Raw genomic sequence first — 17,190 nt, 5'->3', positions numbered from 1 at the left:
GTAGATCACCTAAGATACTACCCCGCACACCATCTACTCTTTCTCTAAATACGCTTCGTCTTGTTTCTTATAGAGCATTAACGTCGATTTAATGCCGACCGATTTGGCAGGCTCGGGAGGCAGCCATATAGGCAAACTTTCATCCGCATGATCAAACCACGGGTGAGCCTTACCTTGATAGAGGGTGGCAACAACATCACCAAATAGAAACGCTAAATTAATACCGTGTCCATTATAACCAAGCGCGTAGTAGATGTTGCGATGTTCACCCATCACACCTACTGCTTCTTTGCTATCACCAGTCATACCCAATACACCATTCCACACGCGTTCGAACTTAATGCCTTTCAGCGCTGGGTAGAGCGTCACTAGTTCCGTCATCATCATATCGCTGACTGCATCTAGATCGCCCTTGTAGACTAAACCGTCATTGAACTCATATTCTGCATTGCCCCCACCAATTACGATACGATTGTCTGGAGTGAGCACTATATGAAACAGTAAATTGCGTGTATCGAAGTATGGTATTCCAGGCTGCCATTGAATGGCGTCAAGCTGCTCTTCGCTCAATGGCTCCGTCACTGCACTTTGCGCATGCACTGGGAACACTCGACCGCCAAAATAACCCAGTTTCGAAGTAAAAGCGTTGGTCGCTAATACGATATCATCGGCTGTAACCTTGTGCTTGTCAGCAACACTTAGGGTGATTTGTTTACCCTCTTGAATGTCGGTCACCGGACTGTGCTCATAAATGGTAACGCCGGCTAATTCCACCGCTTTCCTCAGTGCGTTAACCAACTTCATAGCATGCACCTGACCACCATTAGGTTCGTAAACTGCCCCAACATATCGATCCGTACCGTTCTTCTTCCGTTTCGTCTGCATTCCAATACTCAAGCGGAATACCCAAGTCGTTAGCAGTCTCTACGTACTCTTGATATTCGGCGATATCCTCTTCATCAAGAATCGCTTCTAGATAACCATCAAGAACCAGGTCAGCGTCGACACCCGTTGACTTCACCAGAGCTTCAAGCTTTTTCATGCTAGTGACAGTCAGGTCATAGTGACGCTTGCTCGCCTCACCGTCTTCATAGAAGTCCATCTCTTCTGAACCAGGCAGCACCATGCCGCCATTGCTGCCAGACGCCCCACTACCCACCTGTTTTGCTTCGAAAATCGCTATATTGAGAGTTGGGTTGGACTTCGCCAAATGCCAAGCGCTTGATAGACCACTGTAGCCACCACCAATGACGGCAATGTCCACTTTGATGTCTTGGTTTAGCGGCGGGTTATCTTGTTTAGGTTTTTCATCAAACCAGTAGCTGTTGTTGGGTTCAAAGTTACTTTCCGCTGGTTCACATCCCAGTAGAAAAAAAGTACTAAGAACGAGCGTAAAACTGCGTTGGAAATGGCTCCAGTTTGGCATCTGACTCTCCAAGTAGAATCAAAGTTAAAGTAAACGATATACCAAGCATGATAGCTCTCTGTTTCCCTAAAGTCGTGTCGATAGACCTCGCACCTTTCATCATCGTTGTTAGGAATCATCTAGTTCTATTCACCCTAGTATGGGCCAATCTCTCGTTAACACGACTCTCTATTACAAACTCAGTCTGTTTTTTCTGCATTACAGATGTTATCAATGACCAATACACCATTCATCACTCATTTCTAATATACAGGGAGGATGAAGCGGATATGGAAACTGAAAGCAGCCCCACGGAGAGAGCCTATGAATCGCATTAGCTTCTTAAAAATTAATGACAATATCCTTGATGACATCTTAGAGCTTACTGTCGGAGAGTCTCAGTCACACCTTATTTCCAACAACGCAAAATGGCTAGCAGAAGCTAGCCACAACAGCGACAGCATCAGCTATGGAATCTATTTCGATAACCAGCCAGCGGGACTTATTTCAATCATTGATCCTAGAATACTCGAAGCAGAGGATGAGTACTTTCAAAAAGATCATCTCTACATATGGCGAGTAATGATAGATCATCGCTTTCAAGGTAATGGGCTTGGAGAGCAGGCTCTTCACTTTGGCAAACAGTATGCCGCACTAGTGGGCTTAAACGGGGTGTCGTTGACCACTATGGATCTAGAAAAAGGCAATGCACTACCGTTTTATCAAAAGCTGGGGTTCAAGCCGACAGGAAGAAGACTTGATGATGAGATTGAGCTTATTTTTAGCTCAAATCAACATCATGCAGAAGAAACATAAAATCTAGTCGGCACACTATTATCATAATCAGAGTTAATGTAACAAGTAGGTATACGACAACGCCCAGAGGATGAACGTCTGAGCGTACGCCGTATACTGACATGCTAGCTATGTTTTAGGTTACGATTCTTTATGCTTTCAGCTTATCAGCAAAGAAGTCGATGGTACGGCTCCACGCTAGTTCCGCATCAGGCTCAGAATATCGACCCGTTGAGTCATTGTGAAAACCATGATTAGCACCTTCATACATATACATCTGATAGTCAGCGCCAATCGCTTTTAGTTCCGCCTCATAATCTGGCCAAGTCGCATTCACTCGTTTATCAAGACTGGCCAATTGAACCAACAGCGGTCCTTTCACATTCTTTCTCAGCTCCGTTGCCGCTGGCGTTCCATAAAAAGGCACACCAGCATCTAATTGTTCAGGTATGGTTGCAGCGAGCATATTCACCACATAGCCTCCGAAGCAAAAGCCTACCGCTCCCAACTTACCATTACTCAATTCATGAGATTTCAAAAACGCAGCTGCTGCAAGAAAATCTTCTTCAATTTTGGCCTTGTCCATGCTTTTCTGCATTGCTCGACCTTCGTCATCGTTGCCAGGGTACCCACCCAGCGGGAAGAGAGCATCTGGCGCAAACGCCACAAAACCTCTCATTGCCAGGCGTCTTGCAACGTCTTTGATGTATGGGTTGAGCCCACGATTTTCATGAATCACCAACACAACTGGGGCCTTGACTTGCAAATCTTTCGGCACGACCAAATAACCCTGCCCTTCGCCATGCCCCTTTGGAGAATCGAATTTAACGTAGGTCGCTTTAATTGCAGGATCATTGAAAGAAACTTGCTCTGCAGCTGCATAGTTGGGAATTAGCGCTGACGTCAGTGTTGTCATAGTAAAACCGAGCGCTACCAATCCACCTAGGCGAGAGAAAAATTCTCGACGATCAATCAATCCATGCGCATATTCATCGTACCAATCAAATGCTTCTTGCGGAATGACTCTCGGTTCGGTTTGGGCTTGGTCCTTTGTAAGGTCTGACATCCTTTTTCTCCCTCTTTGATTATTATTCAGTGCATATAACTCAAACAATGACGCTTTTGTCATTTATCCTTCGATCAAAGATAGCGGCAATTGAATAATAATAAGAGGCATTTACATTAATTTACACGAGCTTAGGTTTTTCCTGATTTTGAAGTGGTGGCAAGATCTCATTTTACAGCCAAAAGAACTCAGAACTATCACGGCGAAACAAAAAAGCCACCCTATAGGGTGGCAAATGAACAGAAGCAAGATGCTATCGTAAGTGGACTCGTTAAATTGAGTAGAAGAAGTACAGCTGTGATTTCATTCTCAGGATGATTCCTCGGATGACGTCAAGAAATGCAAGAAAGCCAATGGGTTTATCACCACTAACCCAGGCTAATCCCACTGCCCCAACCGGAATGTCATAGCCCTCTGTCTCGTGGATCTTCAAACGAACAAAATGATGCTTGTTGTTAACGTTCTGACCTGTCGTTGTGCGCACTGATTGATCCAGAGCCAACAGTGTTCCTTGAGATTCACCTGTCGCTTCAACAATACCTTCAACTTCGGCGGCAAATACATGACCTGGGTAAACCGAGGTTGAAAACTCTGCAGCTTGACCTTGATGGATATTGCGAATTGCCTGATGGTTAACTCGCATCAGTACGTACTTTTCATTGGTATACATCTGCAAGCGCGGCACTCGCGATAGAAGCTGACCTTCTCGAAGAATGAAGTTGGTAACAAAACCGTCCGCTGGTGCGTAAACCTTGGTGCTGTCTAGGTCCCATCGGGCGCGTTCGACATTTTCTTGAGCGTTTCGAAGCTCTGCGCGTTTACTCTCAACAGCAAGCTCAGATTTATTGATGGCGAGCTTAGCTTTATCTGAATCCACACGTTTCTTTTCAAGCTGCGCTTCGATAGTCGTCACTTTATGACGCGCTACCTCAACCAAGCTCACCTGCTTATCAATGTCACTCTCAGTAATAGTGTTGCTCACAACCGAGTTCTGCTCTTGAAATCGTTTGAGCATTTTTGTCTGTAGTTGGTGATCCACGACTGCTGATTTTAGCTGACTTTGAGAGGTCTCAACCGCTTTAAGTGATGATAGATACGTAGACTTTGCTATTTCGACATCTTGAATTGCGCTATCAAGGGACACTTCAGCGGCATCGTGTTGGATTTCAGCTTGATCCAATACAATCTGGTAGGGTTTTGGATCGATCTCATAGATAAGCTGCCCTTTCTGAATCTGCTGATTAGGCTCAATGTGAAGCTTTATCACCTTACCAGAAACATTCGATGAGTCTGGGCGCAAGTGAATATGTGGAGCTTGAACCAGTGACCCGCCCGATAAGTCCATCGGCGTATAGTTAATCAGCCCTACCCAAACAAACATCAACCAACCAACACCACCCACATAAGCAAAGCTTTTGGAGAACTTATTCCAAGGCATGCCAATTAGCCTAAGCAAGTAGATGAACAGTGCCCAAACCGCTAAACCCTCTAACATGCGTCGCTCTCCGATTTTTCGCTGTTCCAAATATCCCGCAATCGGACTATGGCTTTTTCCATATCCACAAATGCGATGATGACTGCCAATACCCAAACCCAGTGCCAGATAAAGCCAATCCAGGTGAGCGCAGTAATGAGCCCAAGTTGGTGATGGTCGCGGCTATGCGCTTTGTTAATTGGAAGTTCATGGATACGCCAAAACCCATAGATCGCAGCGCCAATACTGGCAACTAACACGACGGCTGACACAACATGAAGCGCAGTATCAGCCCCCGTTCCAACGAAAGGAACACTCACTAAACTCATTGATAGCTCTCTTAGTTAAATCGAGCCGGAAGTGTAAGTGAGGATGAAATAATTAGTTACATTGTGATAGATTCTATCAAAATACCGCCAATTTTGATGAAATCAATATCTAGGGAAAAGTCATGTTTCGCAACGTTCATTTTGTAAGAGTGATGGGAATCAAAGGGTTAGTAGATCGCCTTCAGTTAACTTACGGCATTACATCCGACGCCCTCGGCATTCCACACTCTGTGCTGGAATATGATATGAACCTGATTCCGATCTCGGTCCTCAATCAATTTTATGAAAACATAGAAGGTATTACTGGGGACCCTGATGCAGTGCTTACGCTCGTGCGGCAGATGGATCTCAGTAAGCTGGGGTCGTTGAGTCATTGGTTCTTTGCTGGACATGATTTAGCAACAACGATTCGTCGAATTAACTCTGGTATTACCTGCATTCAATCAGGCGCTTTTTTTGGCGGTGAGATCGTCGGCCCCATCGTTAAGTGGACCTATAGAAACGACTCGATAATTGCCAACGCTAAAGCTCAAGATGGCGTGCGAGTGGCCAACTTCATGTTAAACGTCCTCAGGCATTATTTGGGGAAAGACTTTATACCGGATAGAGTTTGCCTTCCCGGTTCATTGGCCAATAAAATGGAGTATGAAGCCCATTTCGGGTGCCGCATTGAATGGGGTCATAATAAAACCGAGGTTTGGCTGCCAAATCGCCTTCGTTTACAAGGCAATAAAGTCCCTACACTACCTCCTGAAAAGTTATCAATGAGCTTTGCCGACTTAGACGGTTATCTCGATATGCCTGATCCTCAGGATCATACCAAAGTGCTCTACGAAGTCGTTAATTACTCTCGACATTTTGGTCTACCAACGCTCGCCAAGGTATCACAGCTGTTAGGGCTATCCGAACAGCAACTACAGCGTCGGCTACAATCTTCAGGGCTTAATTTCACGTCTATCGTGGGGTTTGTGCTTTCAGGAGAAACTGTTAAGCAAATAGTATTGGGTGTTCCATTAGAAACTATCGCAAAAAGAATGGGATATACCAATATGACGAGTTTTAGTCGCATGTTTAAAAAGTACCGAGGTGTCACCCCCAAACAGTACGCACAGAATTACGCCGACGCTTATTGAATAGATCCAAACATCATCATCACAACAATCGAGCCTCCCTATCAAAGAAATAGGGACAAGCAATCTGAGTTTTTGCCGCTTCAATGCCATGCTTACAGCATAACGTAAGACCGAGTTAATGGTCATTGAGGCGCACTCAACTTACTCAGCTCATCGCTAAGCCAGTTTGGAGGAGCGCTTAACTGTTTCGCATTCAGGAGATAGATATGCACGGTGAACAAACTGGTAATGCTGGCAAATGCCCAGTAATGCATGGCGGAAATACTATACTTGGTGGTAACACTAGGCTTGGTGGAAAAGCGACAAAAAACCTTGATTGGTGGCCTAACCAATTGAACCTAAAAATACTCCATCAGAACGACACCAAGTCAAATCCGCTTGATCAAGATTTCAATTATCAAGAAGCGTTTAAAGCGCTAAATCTCAAGGCGGTAAAAGCTGACCTCGAAGCGCTGATGACAGATTCGCAAGAATGGTGGCCAGCAGATTATGGCCACTATGGTCCCTTTATGATCCGAATGGCATGGCATGCCGCAGGGACATATCGAACTTCAGATGGACGCGGCGGCGCTAATACTGGTAATCAACGCTTTGCCCCACTCAACAGTTGGCCCGATAACGGTAACCTAGATAAAGCCCGTCGCCTACTTTGGCCAGTCAAAAAGAAATACGGTAACAGCCTCTCATGGGCCGACTTATTTATCCTTGCGGGCAACGTTGCTATTGAGTCAATGGGACTGCCTACTTTTGGCTTCTCTGGCGGTCGTCAAGACATTTGGGAACCAGAAGAAGACATCTATTGGGGTGCAGAAAGCGAATGGCTTGGTGACGAACGTTATTCCGGTGACCGTGAGCTCGAGCAGCCACTGGCCGCAGTACAAATGGGACTTATCTACGTAAACCCTGAGGGTCCAAACGGTGAACCGACTATCCTTGCGTCTGGTAAGGACATCCGCGATACCTTTGCTCGAATGGGTATGAACGATGAAGAAACCGTTGCGCTAGTCGCAGGTGGACATACCTTCGGTAAAACCCACGGTGCGGGCTCTGAAGCAGAAATGGGACCAGAGCCAGAAGCCGCACCTCTTGAAGAGATGGGCTTTGGCTGGAAAAACAGTTTTGGCACAGGTAAAGGTGACGACACCACCACTAGTGGCATTGAGGGGGCATGGACACCAAACCCTATCCAGTGGGATAACGGCTACTTCGACATGCTGTTTGGCTATGATTGGGATCTCGTAAAAAGCCCAGCGGGCGCATGGCAATGGGAGCCGATTGGTGTCGCCGACGATCATATGGCACCAAAAGCGCATGATGTCTCTCAAAAAGTTAAAACCATCATGACAACGGCCGACATGGCAATGCGCATGGACCCAATCTATGGTCCTATTTCAAAACGCTTCCATGAAAACCCAGATGAGTTCGCTGATGCCTTTGCGCGAGCTTGGTTTAAGCTTACCCACCGCGATATGGGTCCGAAAAGCCGCTATATTGGGGAAGAAACACCCGATGAAGACCTAATTTGGCAAGATCCACTACCGCAGGCGACCTTTAGTACACTGTCAGACAAGGACATTGCGGAGCTGAAACAAGCGATTCTATCGACAGACCTCACGGTATCCGAACTTGTTTATACCGCGTGGTCGAGCGCATCCACATACCGAGGCTCGGATTTCCGTGGTGGTGCAAACGGTGGACGTATTCGCTTAGCTCCACAAAAAGACTGGGAAGCTAATCAACCAGAACAACTCGACAAGGTACTAACAAAACTGGAGTCCGTTCGTTCCGAATTTAACACTCAGGAGCGAGGTATTTCGATTACTGACTTAATCGTTCTTGCAGGTAATACTGCCATTGAAAAAGCGGCGCAAGATGGAGGTTTCGCGGTTGAAGTACCCTTCTCAGCAGGTCGAGTCGATGCAGACGATGAACATACAGACACCGAATCTTTTGCGGTATTAGAGCCTGAGGCTGATGGTTTCCGTAACTTCTCGAAGAAGCTTTTTACGGTGCCTGCCGAAGAAATGTTGCTTGATAAAGCACAGCTACTTGGATTGTCTGCGCCAGAAATGACGGTACTCATTGGCGGCCTAAGAGTACTAGGAGCAAACCATAACGGTACATCACACGGTGTGCTGACTGACCGAGTCGGTGTGCTCAGCAATGATTTCTTTGTCAACTTGGTCGACATGGCAACAGAATGGAAACCAGTATGCCCTCACAACAGCGCTTACTTGGGCACTGACCGAGCAACAGGTGAGAGAAAATGGACAGCCACACGCGTTGATCTAGTCTTCGGCTCCAACTCTCAACTGAGAGCGCTTGCTGAGCTTTATGCGTGTGATGATGCCAAAGAGAAGTTTGTCAGAGACTTTATCGCTGCATGGACGAAAGTGATGAACGCTGACCGATTTGATCTTAAGTAGTCTCTCATAACTCGTTAACGTCAAATATTGGGGTGGCATTACGTCACCCCTTTTTTGTGTTAGCGGTTCATCGCTAAGTTGTAGCCATTGCAGATACAACTGACAAGTTAGTCTGGGCGCTAAGATGGTCAATATCGAACCTTGTCCATCAACGAACACGATAATGGACTAGGCTTAATTTCGACAACACAGTCTGACAGAGGGACAACCTATGAGTCGAAAGCTAGAAAATGCGACCAACCTTTACATGGAAGGGATCAGAGACGGACACGCACGCGAAGCCGTCACTAAATACACCGGGATTCGCTACACTCAGCACAGTACTGGTGTAAGAAATGGCATTGAAGGCTTTGTCGAGTTCTTTGAGCCCTTTATCGAGCGCTGTCATGATAGAGACATTCGAATCGTTCGCTCAGTCGTTGATGGTCAGTATGTGTTTGTGCAAGCCTACCAAAACATTAACAAAGGCGAAGCATACTGGGTCACCACTGACCTTTTTGATACCGATGAAAATGACAAGATCATTGAGCATTGGGACGTAATCTCAGCGTATGTCGAAAACTCAAACGTTGATAAGGACCAGATAGCAGGACCAACAGAGCCGAATGACCTCGATAAAACAACTGAAAATAAAGAACTGGTTCGAACGTTTCTTTGTGATGTCATGGTCTTAGGTCAATACGATGCGGCATCTAAGTACGTGGACTTTCAAAACATCCCAGTCCACTCAGAATCAACCGTCGATGAGCCTCAAAAGTACGTAGGTTGCTATGATCAAGTATTCAAGATAATAGGCCAAGGCAACACTGTCGTTGCCTACAGTCGAGTCGTCTACCAAAGCCAAGAAGTGGCTCGTTTCGATATTTTTCGGGTGCAAGATGGAAAAATTGTCGAAATGTGGGTTAACCAAGAACCTGTGCCTCCAAAAGATGAGTGGGTTAACGGAGGAAAGTTCTAAGTCCCTCTTATTATGAGATTCATCCCCTGACGACCAAAGGAGTGTATGTGTCTATACAGGGGATAACCCATATTGAATGTTTGGAAAGCACCTTAGGATGACCATCTTTAGCCACTAAATATCTACTACGCGATTGCCTGTAATGATAAGATCAACGCATCAGAATTACCGAGAAACCCTATGTTTATCCATCACGTTAACGGCATCGATTGGCTAGTGATTACCGCTTTTGAAGAACTAAAACCCATGTTTATCGAAGATGCAGGGGCGATTCCCTCTTGCTTCTCGACCACCAGCGAACTGAGCTTAATTGACCAAGCTAAGCGCACTTATGGGTATTTGCCAAGACTCGACGGGGTAATCACCGATACTGGAACGTTTCAAAGCCAGAGCAATGAAGAAGATTTGAACCCGCAGCTTGCCTGTATTGTAGAGGGGCGTGGTCGGGTGTTTATCTATCACGGTGGCTTTGTGGCGTTTGTGGATGATGAGCAAACTTTTATTACTCGATTGGGCTAAGAGTTTCCCAGCGAAACAGTATCCCTAGGTGCTCATTCGCAAGTGTTTCGTCGATTACAGTTAGATTCCTACCTGAGTAGGAATCACAGCAATGAGCTAGAATTTGATAAAATTCAGATAGCAAAACGCCGCTAATAAAAGCGGCGTTTTTAAAGGGTGGAGACCTCAGCCACATCCCGGCACACAAGTCACTCGCTGCGGCTGCTTCCTTCCGGACCTGACCGAGTTCACGAGCTATTGTTGCGAGAGGACCAAGACCTCCATAGATTTTTTTGCTGTTGCCTAAGTGAAGGGTCACTGCTGCAAAGCGTGGGAGGATTATCTGGTATCGCGGCGCTGAATGCAAGGGGTAGCGAGGAAAACTGTTTGCTTTATCTGTTAAGTGCTTACAGATTAATCAAAGCGCCCAACATTCCTGCGGTTGCGAGGCTGTTGAGCGCGTTGTATCTCTTCTGTTGTCACACATTATTCGAGGTTAGGTCTCTTGTTGCTCATCATCGATGTTTAAGATGTAGTCGGTCATCCACGCCGTGCCAAGTAGACATAGCCAAACAACAAAGACTGGCTTAGGAACATCGATGGTAGGCACCACCACTATTGCAGCAAAGCCGACCGTTGGGAGTGTCCAGCAAAGCAGCTTGTTCCATTTAAAGGTTTTAAGCCTACCCAGACTTTCCATGGATGCGAGCATGCCTGTCATGCAAAGCGAGATTAGCGCTGCGTATGGCAGACCAGCAGCCCATATTGGTAAGATTAAGAACAGTGACCACCAGCTGTGCTCGGTCGATCCCTTCCAGTTTTTCGCGGCGTACCAAGCAACGAAGACCGAGAATGCCTGTACCAGCGTCACCATTGGTGTGCCACCAAGTTTACCCGCAGATTGGGTCAGCATAATCCCGACATTGAGCGTAAGGACGATAAGCCCGACGATGCTGACTATCCAGATATTACTACGCTTAGAGAACGCGACCATGAAGACGGGTATTAGTATCCAGACCGCCACAGACATGGCGATAGATTGCAGAGGAAGCGTGAGACCGTAGACGACCATGGATGCGAGTAGCATCAACCCTGCAACACCACCCTGAGGCAATATCCATAGCGCAGGAATCATCACCGCAAGTACGGGAATGTCGCCTTCAGTGACACCTATCGTTCTGGCACAAATCATGGCCAGTAAGCTTGTGATTATGAATTGAAACACCGAAAATACCATAGCTCCCCCAAATACCTTTCCGTGGCAAAAATGAACTAGGACAGTTTCAGTATGGATCAATTTAAGACGCAAATCTTTGCAGTAATTCACCAAATTCCATTCGGAAAAGTAGCAACTTACGGTCAAATTGCAAAAATGGCTGGCTATCCTGGCTATGCAAGACACGTTGGTAAGGCGCTTGGTGGCTTGCCTGAAGGGAGTAGCTTGCCATGGCACCGTGTCATCAACAGTAAAGGAGAAATTTCTCTTAAGGGAGATTCGTTTTTGAGACAGAGATCGATATTAATGGAAGAAGGTGTCGAGTTTTCAGTGAAGGGTCGCGTGCGCTTGAAAGAGTTCGGTTGGCAGCCGTAAGACTGCCAACTCAGTCAATTATCTTACGCCCACTAGCAGAAGGTTAACCTGCTCTGTTTTGTTTGCATCCGTGATCACTGGGTAAGAGGTATCTGAGATAAAGCGCAGCTTACCAGCCACTTCAATGCGCGCGCTCACACTGTAAGTGTGCTTAGGATTAATGTCTTTGGTGTCATAGCTCAGCTCAAAATCAAAAGGAACCTGTGCGCCATCTGTGGTAAAGGTTTGCTCACTAATCACCTTTGCTGCAACATCTTGAAGCGACACATCTTGCAGTTTCACGGTAACTACCGCATCAGCAGGTAATGCGATTCGTTCACGGTAAGCTATTGTGCCTTTTACCGCTGCCATCGTCTCTTTCATCTCAGTTTGCTCACTCGCTGGGGTAGCACTTTCTGTCGATTGAGGAGCGGTTTGGCAACCCACCAAGCCCAACACCATCGCCATTGCGCCGATTTGTAGTAATTTCATGAAGCCTCACTTGATAAAGCGGTTAGAGAGTATTCTGTCTGCACCAAGTTTGGTAAACAGCAGATTAGGTTATGCAATAAAAGATAACAGATTTGATGAAACTCGTAGATGTTCCCTATGAGTTTTGCGGAAAAAACCACTGAATTCCTACAAAAGCAATTGCTTGACGAATCCATCAGTAAAATCCACACTTTGCCCATTGAGACCCACACAAAAGATCCATCTATGAGCAAACCATTAACTGAACTACTCGAACTTTTGCAATTGGAGCAATTAGAGCAAGGACTGTTTAGAGGCCAGAGCCAACACTTAGGCTTACCACAAGTCTATGGTGGTCAGGTTATCGGTCAGGCACTGTCGGCAGCTCGCTATACGGTAGAAGAGGACCGCACGGTGCACTCTTTCCACAGCTACTTTCTCTACCCTGGCGATCCTCTAAAGCCGATCATCTATGATGTCGAGAACCTAAGAGATGGACGAAGCTTTAGCACACGTCGCGTCAAAGCGATTCAAAACGGCCGCCCTATTTTCTATCTCACCGCAAGCTATCACTGTGAAGCGCCAGGCTTTGAACACCAAAATACCATGCCAGAAGTCCCTGGACCGGAGAACTTTGCTTCGGAGTCTGAGTTAGCAATGCGCATTGCTGACTTTTTGCCAGAACAAATCCGTGAAGTGTTCTGCAGTGAAGAGGCGATTGAAGTTCGCCCTGTTCATGTGGTCAACCCACTGAAACCTGAGAAGATTGAGCCAAAGCAATACCTTTGGATTCGAGCAAACGGTGAAGTGCCAAATAACGAGCTAATTCACCAGTACGTGCTTGGCTATGCCTCTGACTGGCGCTTCTTAACGACGGCGCTTCATCCGCATGGGGTATCCATTTTCGCGCCTAAATTCCAAATGGCGACTATCGATCATTCAATGTGGTTCCACCGCCCTGTGAACACCAACGAATGGCTGCTTTATGCCATCGACAGCCCGAATGCGAGTAACTCACGTGGATTGGTAAGAGGTGAAATCTATAACCAAAAAGGTGAACTCGTCGCATCGACATCGCAAGAAGGCGTGCTGCGCTTTAACGACTGAGCCTTATCAACTGTTTACTAAATAAACGCCTTATCATCGATAAGGCGTTTTGCTTTCTAGTGAGCATGGCTTCTGATTTGAGCGTTAGCACCAAACGAGCTGTCCACCTCGCCTTTAAAGCAGTTCAGCACCCACGGAAATGCATTCGTGACGTAGTAGCCGTACTGTCCCTCTACCGTCATCCCGTTGCACTCATCAAGCGAGCCAAGTGCAACAACGTACTCGTAGTCACCACGAAATTGACCATCATAGCGGTTGCTCACCACACTGCCACCAGCAACTGGGGTGGTATATCCTGTCACTGCCTGCCTAATACCTGACTTCAACTGATAGCTCGATGTTGCTGCCTTAACAACGCCATCCGCGGGATCCCTGTAACAGCTTCCATAAATGGGAAAACCATCCGCTGCAAAGCCGATGACGGGTGATGGTTCACCTCCCTCACAATCTTGTTCAAACATCGCCATAGGATTGCCGTGATAATGGTATGTGCCGTCTGGCTGAACATGCGCATGATGCTCATCGGTACCGAATCGATTCAGAGAGGACATAGGGTCAAAACGCCATGGGTTATCGATCTGATCTTGGTCGCATCCGGTTTTTTCATTCCCTACGCCATAACAAGCCGCTGCTAAGAGATCGACTTTCACGCCGTTGAGCAAAATCGCTTCAGAGACAGGGAGGCTCAACTCTGTGACCGTCGCCGATACAATTGGCGAGGCATTAAACTCATATTGCTGAGATTGCTCAGAGACATTGGTGGCAAATGAGGCCGACTCGTCGTTGAAATCGTGATTAGGGATGCCATTTGACTGAACGATACAGTGCGTACCAGAGGACTGAACCGAGATAGTGCCAGTGAAGCTGGCACTGCGCTGTATGTCTTCTACATTGGATGTGTAGTCGCCGGTATATTGCTCACAATCACCGTTAGTATTGGTAAATAGAGTATCTGTAATGTCACTGTTGGCTGTTGGCGTGTCGCCTCCTACAGTGTTGCTATTACTCGAATCATCAGAAGCACCAGAGCTTTCATCTCCACCTCCTCCGCAGCCAAGTAAGGTGCCGGCCACTAGCAAAAAGATCATTGAAAGCTTTAGGGTTCCTTGTTGCTTCTGCATATTACACGTCCTGTGTTATTGATATGTTAACGGACAGTGTAAGGGAAAAGTGACTGAGTGCCACGTTGTTTACGTCACTTTACTTAGCGGCACTCAATATGGAGATTTCTACTTATTTGCGTTGGGCTTCTTAATACTTGGATACTTGCCTAGCTTCCTATTAATCAGATAGTTAATAACACGCTTGGCAAAACCGGAGTACGGTGAATACAAGAATCCCGTCGATGCCCATTTCCCCTGCTGCATCACCGGACGCATTTTGGAGAGGGTTTCAAAGCCTTCTTTTCCATGGTAGTGCCCCATACCACTCGGTCCAACGCCGCCAAACGGCAGGTCGTGCTGCGCGACATGCATCATCACCTCATTGATGGTGTAGGCACCTGACATGGTGTTCTCCATTACAGCTGATTGAAGCTCTTTATCATCAGAAAACAGATAGAGCGCGAGAGGCCGGTCTCGTTCGCCGATAAAGTGATAGACATCATCCATCGATTTGTAGGTAATGATTGGAAGAATCGGTCCAAAAATCTCCCGTGTCATGACTGCCTCATCCGCTGAAGGCTCTACCACCAAATGAAGAGGGAAACGGCGAGATTCAGGATCAGGCTCACTGGCGGGGATCAGGTTAATCACCTCTCCTTGCCCCTCTTTAGCCAGTTCCAGGGTCTCTTGTAGGCGCTCGAACGACACCGCATCAATCACCGCAGTATAGTCCGGATGATCCATTGACTTGAATCTTCCTTTCATGATCGATTTCGCAGCCTTCACTACTTGTTTGACCTTGTCTTCAGGCACCAACAGGTAATCTGGCGCAACACAGGTCTGTCCCGCGTTGTATACCTTGCCGCCCAAGATCCGCTTCATCGCCTTTTTGATATCAAAGTCCGGACCGATAATGGTCGGAGACTTGCCACCGAGTTCTAGTGTAACTGGCGTTAGATTCTCAGCCGCTGCTGCCATCACTTTGCGACCCGTAGCCCCTGAGCCGGTGAAGATCATATGGTCAAACGGCAGTTTTGCGAACGCTTGCCCTGTACCACCCGTTTCGGCAATAAAGCAGATTTCATCTTGCGTAAACGCCGTCGAGAAGATATCTCCGAGCGTTTGGCAAAGGTTCATCGAATTCTCCGACATCTTAACCATCACTCGGTTACCAGCGGCCAGAGCCGCCGTCATTGGACCGATAGCTAGAAATAGCGGGTAGTTCCAAGGCACGATAATACCGACCACGCCTAAAGGCTGAGGAACCACTTTGTTCTTCGCTGGCCAAAACCAAACTGAGGTATGACGCTTTTTTTCACGCATCCATTTTTTGAGCTGTTTACGCGCATCGACAATGCCTTCAATGGATGAAAACAATTCGAGCAGAGCCGTTTCTGTTGATGATCTGTGACCGAAGTCTTTCGCAATTGCCTCACAGATCGCCGCCTGATTATCTCGAAGCACCTTTTCAAGCTTGAGTAAGTTCGCCCTTCTGAGTTCACGACTAATGAACGGCGCCTCTTTGAACGCCGACTGCTGCTCATGGAGTCGCTCTATCATTTGCTGTTCATCTAGGGTGACTAGGCTCATTTATTGTGCTCCTTTATCGAGTAACGCTTCTAATAGTTGTTGGCATTGTTGAACATTCATTTCTTCTGGTACTGGGTATTCGCCGAAGGCTTCTTTAATGGCTTGCTTGGCAAGAGCCGGGATGTCCTCTTTTTGAAGCTCAGCGACATACTTTGGTATATCGAGCGCGTCCAGAAGACCCTCGACCTCTTGAATGAATGTTTCGCTGTGTTTATAACCTAGGGTGAGCGCTAGCGTTGTCAGTCTGGCGTTATCTCTTTGTTCTATAAACTTGAGGACATGGGGCAAAACCATAGCGTTGGCACGGCCATGAGGAACGTGGTAAAACGCACCTAACTGGTGAGCGATGGCATGTACATAGCCGATGTAGGTACGAGTAAACGCAAGCCCAGCTTCAAAGCTGGCCATTGCCATCTTTTCCCGCGCCTCGCAGTCACTGCCGTCAAGGTACGCTTTAGGCAGATACTCAAATACTGCTTTAATCGCGTTTAGAGACATAGTTTGAGTCTCTGCATTGGCATATAGGCTTAGGTAAGACTCTATCGCATGGGTTAAGGCATCGACTCCCGTTTCTGCAGTAATTTGTGGCGGCAAACCCAGCATAATATCGGGGTCCAAAACCGCAGCTTTAGGCACCAAAAATGGGTCGGTAATCGCTCGCTTGGTTTTGGATTCAACATCGCTGACAACGGCTGCGACAGTCCCCTCAGAACCTGTCCCTGCCGTGGTTGGAATGGCTATCAAGGGCATAATCGGGCGATGAATTTTCAGAAGACCGGGCAGCTTCGCCACGTCTTTTTTGGTTTTAACGCTTCCAGCGATGGCTTTGGCACAATCAATCGGCGAGCCACCGCCAAACGCGATAACCCCATCACAACCGTTGGCTTGATACTGTTTAACGCCTGCTCGCACAGTCGCGTAGTCGGGATCAGGCTTTACCTCATCAAAAATGGATGCGTTAATGCCAGCATTCTCCAATGACGCCAACATACCGTCTAACAAACCAAGACCGAGCAACACCTTATCCGTGACGACAAGCGGTTTTGATACTGAGTATTGCTGGCAATATTTGGCCACATCAAGCACCTTCCCCTGCCCAACAATACATTCAGGCTTAGGCACCGGTACCATTTTGATAAAGGGCTTTTTAACCGACACCAATACTTGATGCAACATAAACACTCCTTGTGTGTAGCCAGCAATCTCAGTCTATGGACTCATGTAGTTACACTAGGTTATAGAGTGATTACTCTGCGCTGGCAAGG

15 protein-coding genes, 1 other RNA gene and 1 pseudogene are annotated in these 17,190 nt (G+C 47.0%); 7 read left to right on the top strand and 10 right to left on the bottom strand.

Going from position 1 to position 17,190, the window contains the following annotated elements:
• Positions 1–33: 33 nt before the first annotated feature.
• Positions 34–1,426: pseudogene (locus tag AC6I8Y_RS05090) on the bottom strand (NAD(P)/FAD-dependent oxidoreductase).
• A gap of 303 nt (positions 1,427–1,729) precedes the next feature.
• Here AC6I8Y_RS05090 and AC6I8Y_RS05085 point away from each other — a divergent pair.
• A complete protein-coding gene (locus tag AC6I8Y_RS05085; RefSeq protein WP_498020948.1) occupies positions 1,730–2,221 on the top strand; it encodes a GNAT family N-acetyltransferase in 492 nt (163 codons plus the stop codon).
• A gap of 130 nt (positions 2,222–2,351) precedes the next feature.
• Here AC6I8Y_RS05085 and AC6I8Y_RS05080 read toward each other — a convergent pair whose 3' ends face one another.
• The 3 genes from AC6I8Y_RS05080 to AC6I8Y_RS05070 all read right to left on the bottom strand — a co-directional run bounded on the left by AC6I8Y_RS05080 (position 2,352) and on the right by AC6I8Y_RS05070 (position 5,069).
• Complete coding sequence (locus tag AC6I8Y_RS05080; protein WP_498020947.1) at positions 2,352–3,266, bottom strand: dienelactone hydrolase family protein; 915 nt, start codon at positions 3,264–3,266, stop codon at positions 2,352–2,354.
• A 271-nt stretch (positions 3,267–3,537) separates the two neighbouring features.
• Positions 3,538–4,761, bottom strand: coding sequence for an HlyD family secretion protein (locus AC6I8Y_RS05075; RefSeq protein ID WP_498020946.1), 1,224 nt, complete (start codon positions 4,759–4,761; stop codon positions 3,538–3,540).
• The gene (locus AC6I8Y_RS05070) at positions 4,755–5,069 is read right to left on the bottom strand and encodes an MFS transporter (protein ID WP_042474217.1); all 315 of its coding nucleotides are present in this window, start codon (positions 5,067–5,069) and stop codon (positions 4,755–4,757) included. The genes AC6I8Y_RS05075 and AC6I8Y_RS05070 overlap by 7 nt, the downstream gene beginning before the upstream one ends.
• Before the next feature lie 122 nt (positions 5,070–5,191).
• On the opposite strand from AC6I8Y_RS05070, the gene AC6I8Y_RS05065 reads away from it, so the two are divergent.
• The 4 genes from AC6I8Y_RS05065 to AC6I8Y_RS05050 all read left to right on the top strand — a co-directional run bounded on the left by AC6I8Y_RS05065 (position 5,192) and on the right by AC6I8Y_RS05050 (position 10,105).
• Positions 5,192–6,202, top strand: coding sequence for an AraC family transcriptional regulator (locus AC6I8Y_RS05065; RefSeq protein ID WP_252013907.1), 1,011 nt, complete (start codon positions 5,192–5,194; stop codon positions 6,200–6,202).
• Positions 6,203–6,408: 206 nt separating this feature from the next.
• Positions 6,409–8,628 carry a catalase/peroxidase HPI gene (gene katG, locus AC6I8Y_RS05060; protein WP_498020943.1) on the top strand — a complete coding sequence of 740 codons (2,220 nt, stop codon included), beginning with the start codon at positions 6,409–6,411 and terminating at the stop codon, positions 8,626–8,628.
• Positions 8,629–8,839: 211 nt separating this feature from the next.
• Positions 8,840–9,586, top strand: coding sequence for a nuclear transport factor 2 family protein (locus AC6I8Y_RS05055; RefSeq protein WP_498020941.1), 747 nt, complete (start codon positions 8,840–8,842; stop codon positions 9,584–9,586).
• 180 nt (positions 9,587–9,766) lie between these two features.
• Positions 9,767–10,105, top strand: a complete 339-nt coding sequence (locus AC6I8Y_RS05050; protein WP_498016947.1) for a cytosolic protein — start codon at positions 9,767–9,769, stop codon at positions 10,103–10,105.
• A 160-nt stretch (positions 10,106–10,265) separates the two neighbouring features.
• On the opposite strand, the gene ffs is transcribed toward AC6I8Y_RS05050, so the two are convergent.
• Together ffs and AC6I8Y_RS05040 are read right to left on the bottom strand one after the other, a co-directional pair.
• Positions 10,266–10,362, bottom strand: an RNA gene (gene ffs / locus AC6I8Y_RS05045) — signal recognition particle sRNA small type.
• Between the two features lie 218 nt (positions 10,363–10,580).
• Positions 10,581–11,321, bottom strand: a complete 741-nt coding sequence (locus AC6I8Y_RS05040) for a VP0952 family biofilm-associated protein (protein WP_042474204.1) — start codon at positions 11,319–11,321, stop codon at positions 10,581–10,583.
• A 51-nt stretch (positions 11,322–11,372) separates the two neighbouring features.
• Here AC6I8Y_RS05040 and AC6I8Y_RS05035 point away from each other — a divergent pair, with 51 nt between their 5' ends.
• A complete protein-coding gene (locus AC6I8Y_RS05035) occupies positions 11,373–11,675 on the top strand; it encodes an MGMT family protein (RefSeq protein WP_498020939.1) in 303 nt (100 codons plus the stop codon).
• A gap of 18 nt (positions 11,676–11,693) precedes the next feature.
• Here the strand turns inward: AC6I8Y_RS05035 and AC6I8Y_RS05030 are convergent, their stop codons facing one another.
• Positions 11,694–12,146, bottom strand: coding sequence for a YbaY family lipoprotein (locus AC6I8Y_RS05030; protein ID WP_234494199.1), 453 nt, complete (start codon positions 12,144–12,146; stop codon positions 11,694–11,696).
• 225 nt (positions 12,147–12,371) lie between these two features.
• On the opposite strand from AC6I8Y_RS05030, the gene tesB reads away from it, so the two are divergent.
• Positions 12,372–13,232 carry an acyl-CoA thioesterase II gene (tesB, locus tag AC6I8Y_RS05025; RefSeq protein WP_042474523.1) on the top strand — a complete coding sequence of 287 codons (861 nt, stop codon included), beginning with the start codon at positions 12,372–12,374 and terminating at the stop codon, positions 13,230–13,232.
• A gap of 56 nt (positions 13,233–13,288) precedes the next feature.
• On the opposite strand, the gene AC6I8Y_RS05020 is transcribed toward tesB, so the two are convergent.
• The 3 genes from AC6I8Y_RS05020 to AC6I8Y_RS05010 all read right to left on the bottom strand — a co-directional run bounded on the left by AC6I8Y_RS05020 (position 13,289) and on the right by AC6I8Y_RS05010 (position 17,101).
• Complete coding sequence (locus AC6I8Y_RS05020; protein WP_394152596.1) at positions 13,289–14,353, bottom strand: YHYH protein; 1,065 nt, start codon at positions 14,351–14,353, stop codon at positions 13,289–13,291.
• Positions 14,354–14,461: 108 nt separating this feature from the next.
• Positions 14,462–15,925 carry a coniferyl aldehyde dehydrogenase gene (locus AC6I8Y_RS05015; protein WP_498020937.1) on the bottom strand — a complete coding sequence of 488 codons (1,464 nt, stop codon included), beginning with the start codon at positions 15,923–15,925 and terminating at the stop codon, positions 14,462–14,464.
• Positions 15,926–17,101, bottom strand: a complete 1,176-nt coding sequence (locus tag AC6I8Y_RS05010) for an iron-containing alcohol dehydrogenase (protein ID WP_394152592.1) — start codon at positions 17,099–17,101, stop codon at positions 15,926–15,928.
• Between the last annotated feature and the right edge of the window lie 89 nt (positions 17,102–17,190).

This window comes from Vibrio sp. KUL78 (assembly GCF_059725505.1).
The sequence above is the reverse complement of the archived record's forward strand: the minus strand, read 5'-3'. Positions and strand labels throughout refer to the sequence as shown.

Excerpts from the sequence above, each read along its gene's own strand:
- AC6I8Y_RS05040 (WP_042474204.1), bottom strand. The coding sequence starts at position 11,321 with ATGGTATTTTCGGTGTTTCAATTCATAATCACAAGCTTACTGGCCATG.
- AC6I8Y_RS05030 (WP_234494199.1), bottom strand. The coding sequence starts at position 12,146 with ATGAAATTACTACAAATCGGCGCAATGGCGATGGTGTTGGGCTTGGTG.
- AC6I8Y_RS05010 (WP_394152592.1), bottom strand. The coding sequence starts at position 17,101 with ATGTTGCATCAAGTATTGGTGTCGGTTAAAAAGCCCTTTATCAAAATG.
- tesB (WP_042474523.1), top strand. The coding sequence starts at position 12,372 with ATGAGCAAACCATTAACTGAACTACTCGAACTTTTGCAATTGGAGCAA.
- AC6I8Y_RS05070 (WP_042474217.1), bottom strand. The coding sequence starts at position 5,069 with ATGAGTTTAGTGAGTGTTCCTTTCGTTGGAACGGGGGCTGATACTGCG.
- AC6I8Y_RS05035 (WP_498020939.1), top strand. The coding sequence starts at position 11,373 with ATGGATCAATTTAAGACGCAAATCTTTGCAGTAATTCACCAAATTCCA.
- AC6I8Y_RS05075 (WP_498020946.1), bottom strand. The coding sequence starts at position 4,761 with ATGTTAGAGGGTTTAGCGGTTTGGGCACTGTTCATCTACTTGCTTAGG.
- AC6I8Y_RS05055 (WP_498020941.1), top strand. The coding sequence starts at position 8,840 with ATGAGTCGAAAGCTAGAAAATGCGACCAACCTTTACATGGAAGGGATC.
- katG (WP_498020943.1), top strand. The coding sequence starts at position 6,409 with ATGCACGGTGAACAAACTGGTAATGCTGGCAAATGCCCAGTAATGCAT.
- AC6I8Y_RS05085 (WP_498020948.1), top strand. The coding sequence starts at position 1,730 with ATGAATCGCATTAGCTTCTTAAAAATTAATGACAATATCCTTGATGAC.
- AC6I8Y_RS05065 (WP_252013907.1), top strand. The coding sequence starts at position 5,192 with ATGTTTCGCAACGTTCATTTTGTAAGAGTGATGGGAATCAAAGGGTTA.
- AC6I8Y_RS05050 (WP_498016947.1), top strand. The coding sequence starts at position 9,767 with ATGTTTATCCATCACGTTAACGGCATCGATTGGCTAGTGATTACCGCT.
- AC6I8Y_RS05080 (WP_498020947.1), bottom strand. The coding sequence starts at position 3,266 with ATGTCAGACCTTACAAAGGACCAAGCCCAAACCGAACCGAGAGTCATT.
- AC6I8Y_RS05015 (WP_498020937.1), bottom strand. The coding sequence starts at position 15,925 with ATGAGCCTAGTCACCCTAGATGAACAGCAAATGATAGAGCGACTCCAT.
- AC6I8Y_RS05020 (WP_394152596.1), bottom strand. The coding sequence starts at position 14,353 with ATGCAGAAGCAACAAGGAACCCTAAAGCTTTCAATGATCTTTTTGCTA.